This window comes from Mycobacterium sp., from assembly GCF_032162105.1.
GTDB lineage: Bacteria > Actinomycetota > Actinomycetes > Mycobacteriales > Mycobacteriaceae > Mycobacterium.
On the sequence record NZ_JAVRPS010000669.1, the window covers coordinates 1 to 4,292 of the forward strand.

Below are 4,292 nucleotides of genomic sequence, written 5' to 3' on the forward strand. Positions count from 1 at the left end.
AGTCGCAGCGCCCCATCGAGCAGGGGGACGTCGAACTTCGGGTCGTGGGTGAGCACGGTGACCACGGTGCGCCGGTCCACCCTGCCCGCCGTGGCCTCTGCCGCCAGGTAGCGGTGCGGCCAGTTGACGACCACCTCGTTGGCGTCGGGGATCCGGGCCGCGGTCGTGAAGACGCCGCGCACGCCGTCACCCGGTGACCGAGGAACGCCCCCGAGCAGCACCATCGCCGCAGCGAATCGAGCGCGCCGAGCACCAACAGTCGTGGCGGCGGCTGGAAGACATTGACGAACAACGACATTCCCTCGCCGCGCCGCTGCCCGACGGGGCCGTAGTGCAGCGTGCCGGAGCGGCCCTCGAGCAGCCCGCGCGCGTCGTCGGTAGCGGCGGTCGAGTTCGTCGAGCACGTCACGCACGGTGTACCGCCTCGAGCAGTTCCTGCAGCGTCGCCAGGCTGTGGCCGGCGAGCAGACGATCGGTGAACGGTAGGGCGGCCGCGATCCCGGACTGGACCGGCTGGTAGCCGTCCGCGCCGGCGTGCGGGTTCACCCACAGCACCGCGTGGGCGAGCCGCCGCAGCTGAGCCATCTGCTCGGCGAGCAGGATCGGGTCGCCGCGCTCCCAGCCGTCCGAGAAGATCACCACGACGGCGCCGCGGGCCAGGCCACGTCGGCCCCAGCGGTCCAGGAACGCGCGCAGCGTCTCGCCGAGCCGTGTGCCACCGGCCCAGTCGGGCACCGCCCGGCCCGCCGCGGCCAGTGCCAGTTCCGGGTCGCGGACGCGCAGCGCTCGCGACAGCCGGGTCATCCGGGTGCCCAGCGAGAACACCTCGGTGCCGGCGGGGTTGCTGCGGGCGACCACGTGCGCGAAACGGAGGAGCGCATCCGCGTACGGGCTCATCGAGCCTGACACGTCGAGCAGCAGCACCATCCGGCGCGGCCGGGTGGCCTTGCGGTGGTGCCTCGGCCGCACCGGTTCGCCGCCCGCGGCGAGCATGTCCCGCATCGTGCGCCGCGGGTCGACGGGGCCCCGGCGGGACGGGCGCAGCCGCAAGGCGGGGCGGGTTGGGGGCCGCGGACGCAGGGATGCGATGAGCTCGGCGAGGTGCGCGCGTTCGGCTGTGGTGAGTTCGGCGATGTCCCGGCGGCGCAGTACCTCGGTGTCGTCCGCCGCGACCCGCAGTCGCGGCGCATCCCCACCGGCGTCGGTGCCGCCGGTCGCATTCAGCGCAGCGATGCGGGCGCGGCGCGGCTGCTGCCCGCGCTGCGGTATGCCGGTCAGTACCGTTCCCCCGAACCAGTTCTCGAACGCCAGGTCGTACCGCGGGATGTCGTCGGGGCTGCGGCACAGGGTCGCGCGACCCGCCCAGTACACCTGCCCGGGGTCGCCCAGATCTACCTGACGCAGTGCCCGCGTGAACGCTTCGACGGCGTCCGACGCGACTGACAACCCCGCCACCGCGAGGGCATGCGCGAACCCGGCGACCCCCACAAGCGGGTCGCCGACATCCGACGCCGTCGACATGGCTTCTCACCCCGCCAGCAGTCGGTCCAGTCCGGCCCGGGCCACCCGCTCGAGGTCCTCCCGGTACTTGAGGACCGCACCGAGCGTCGCCGCGGCGGTCTGCACGTCGAGCACATCGCGGTCGAGTTCACGCAGTGCACGCGCCCAGTCCAGCGACTCGGCGACACCCGGCGGCTTGAGCAGTTCCATGCCGCGCAAGGTGTGGACGGCGCGGGCGACCTGATCGGCGAGCGCCGCCCCGATACCCGGGATGCGGCGGCGCAGGATCGCGACCTCCCGGGCCAGGTCGGGATGTTCGAGCCAGTGGTACAGACAGCGGCGTTTGAGGGCGTCGTGCACGTCGCGGGTGCGGTTGGAGGTGAGCACCACCAGCGGCGGTGTCGCGGCTCGCACTTCGCCGAGTTCGGGGATGGTGACGGCGTTCTCGTCGAGCACCTGTAGCAGCAACGCTTCGAACTCGTCGTCGGCCCGGTCGATCTCGTCGACCAGGAGCACGCACGGCGCTTCGGTGAGCGCCCGCAGCAGCGGTCGCGCCAACAGGAACCGCTCGGTGTAAAGCGAGCGTTCCGCGGCTTCGGCCTCGAGGTGGCCGTCGCTCGCCGCCTCCAGTGTCCGCAGGTGCAGCAGCTGCCGCGGGAAATCCCAGTCGTAGAGCGCCTGCGAGGCGTCGATGCCCTCGTGGCACTGCAGGCGGATCAGCGGCAGGTGGAACGCCTCCGACAAGGCAACCGCGAGGGAGGTCTTGCCGGTGCCGGGTTCGCCCTCGCAGAACAGCGGTCGCCCCATGCGCAACGCCAGGAACGCGGCCATCGCGACGCCGTCGTCGGCGAGGTAGCCGGTGGCCTCGAGCGCCTGTGCCAGTTCCGCCGGCGACCCGACACTCGGCGTGGAATCGCTCACGTCCGCGAGCCTAGGTGAGGGCTCGCTCTCGGGTACGCGACTCGGGCAACCGCGCGAAGAACCCGGACGGCGCCGAGGCCAGCTCGCCTCGGTCCGAGAGCTGCGGCGCGTGATCGCAGTCGAAGGACTCGCACCGACCGCAACTCGATGCGTTGCTCGGGTTCGTCCGCGACGGGGACACCCTCGTCGTGCACTCGATGGATCGGTTGGCCCGCAACCTCGAAGACCTGCGCCGGTTGATGCGCACGCTGACCGGCAAGGGGGTGCGCGTTCAATTCGTCACGGAGAACCTGACTTTCACCTGCGAGGACACCGCGATGGCGACTCTGCTGCTGTCGGTGACGGGCGCGTTCGCTGAGTTTGAGCGGGCGCTGATCCGGGGAAAGGCAACTAGCTATAGCTATAGCCAAGGACAGCGCTTCTCACCTTGGTCGCCGTAGTAGACGCGGTACTCCTCGATGACCGTCTGCTCGCCGTATGAGTACCGGTGAATGACACTCGTTGTGCCGCTGTCTGTTCCGACAATGGTGGTCCAATTGCCGGACTTGGGATCTTGGATGGTGTCACCCTCGTGGATCTCTGTCAGCGGCACCTGCTCTATCGCATGTTCCGAACTCATGACTCTCCCGGATCGTCGCGGTAGGTGGATTGAGTCCACAAACCGCCCGTTGCCGTCTTAAGGCTTCGGTTCCTGGGCAGCCGACTCTGAGATGACCGTGACCGTCCTCCACTCCGCCTCGACGTAATGCGTCCCCTCGACCACTAGAGCATCGCCATCCCACTGTGGGCGGCCTTGTTGCGGGACTGTGGGGCCGTTGACCCCAGGCGTCCATTCGACCATGAAGTACATACCTCGGAGTGTTGCATTTTGGGCTGGCCCGAAGCGGGCAGTTGACCAAAGTCCCCTGCCTTGGCGACCCCGGTTGTCTGGCTCGGCGAAGTCCGCCGCGTTCTGCGACCGGTATATCCACACTGCTGACTAGTTCCCGCTGCCAGTTGCGGAGCTTCAGTGAGTCGACGCCGTCGTGGTCCTGACCGCTACGCCGTAATCATGGCAGCGCCAACCTATTCCGACCTAGCCACATTGCTGCCAGGAAACGTGGAGGGTAAAGCCCGAGCGAGCGACTGCCGAGCACCCCGACTGAGCGATCAGACCACAGCACACCGACACCGACCGCGACGCCCCACCCGAACAGCCGCGACCGGCGCATCTGCTGGGTCCGGTACGGCGCGCTCGGGTCGTCGGCCGCGCGGCGGGTACAAAGACCGGCCGCGAGCGATAGGCCAGCATCAGGGCGAGAAAAACGGTGCCCCCCACCACCAGCGCCACCGTGACGAAGATCGCTACCCGGGTCAACAGCACCGTCACCCAGACGCTGCGGAAGCCGACCTCACCGAACCACAGCCAATTGACGTAGGCGTCCACCAGGCGCGGCCCGACGAGCAGTAGTGCAATGAGGCCCACCGCTGCCAGCAGTAGCACGCGGGCGCGTCTGGACAACGGCGGGAGTTTGTCGGGGAACGTGTCCCCATTCGTATGCTCCGCGATTCGAAGAATCCCGTCCCGACCGGTCGTTACGAGCGCGATGGCGACGCGGTCTGGTAGCCGTCGACCTCGGCCGCGCCTTCGAGCGCATCGGCGGCGGCTTGTGCCGCCTGAGCCGCATCGGCGGCAGCGTGCGCTGCCAAGTTGTCGGAGGAGGTTTCGCGGGTGGCCGATGACTTGGGCAGCGCCTGGGTGAAAGCGCGGGACACGTCTTGCAGGGCGGAGGTGACCTCGCTTGGAATTACCCAGAACGTGTTTCCCGGGCCCTGGGCCAGCTGCGGCAGCATCTGCAGATACTGATAGGCGAGCAGCTTGGGGTCGGGGT

At 69.1% G+C, this 4,292-nt stretch carries 3 protein-coding genes and 3 pseudogenes; 1 reads left to right on the forward strand and 5 read right to left on the reverse strand.

Features of this window, described 5'->3' with window-relative positions:
• The 3 genes and pseudogenes from QOC69_RS33645 to QOC69_RS33655 all read right to left on the reverse strand — a co-directional run.
• Positions 1-385: pseudogene (locus QOC69_RS33645) on the reverse strand (XshC-Cox1 family protein); the annotation flags it as partial.
• A 20-nt stretch (positions 386-405) separates the two neighbouring features.
• Positions 406-1,521 (reverse strand): vWA domain-containing protein, encoded by a 1,116-nt coding sequence (locus QOC69_RS33650; RefSeq protein ID WP_526446812.1) that lies wholly within the window; start codon positions 1,519-1,521, stop codon positions 406-408.
• 6 nt (positions 1,522-1,527) lie between these two features.
• Positions 1,528-2,421 (reverse strand): ATP-binding protein, encoded by an 894-nt coding sequence (locus QOC69_RS33655; RefSeq protein ID WP_526446813.1) that lies wholly within the window; start codon positions 2,419-2,421, stop codon positions 1,528-1,530.
• Between the two features lie 113 nt (positions 2,422-2,534).
• Here QOC69_RS33655 and QOC69_RS33660 point away from each other — a divergent pair.
• Positions 2,535-2,859, forward strand: a pseudogene (locus tag QOC69_RS33660) (recombinase family protein); the annotation flags it as partial.
• A 637-nt stretch (positions 2,860-3,496) separates the two neighbouring features.
• Here the strand turns inward: QOC69_RS33660 and QOC69_RS33665 are convergent.
• Both QOC69_RS33665 and QOC69_RS33670 read right to left on the reverse strand, forming a co-directional pair.
• Positions 3,497-3,922, reverse strand: a complete 426-nt coding sequence (locus QOC69_RS33665) for a UPF0182 family protein (RefSeq protein WP_526446814.1) — start codon at positions 3,920-3,922, stop codon at positions 3,497-3,499.
• Positions 3,923-3,996: 74 nt separating this feature from the next.
• Positions 3,997-4,292: pseudogene (locus QOC69_RS33670) on the reverse strand (hypothetical protein); the annotation flags it as partial.

Bases quoted from the DNA above. Each gene is read 5' to 3' on its own strand.
- QOC69_RS33650 (WP_526446812.1), bottom strand. From the start codon at position 1,521: ATGTCGACGGCGTCGGATGTCGGCGACCCGCTTGTGGGGGTCGCCGGG.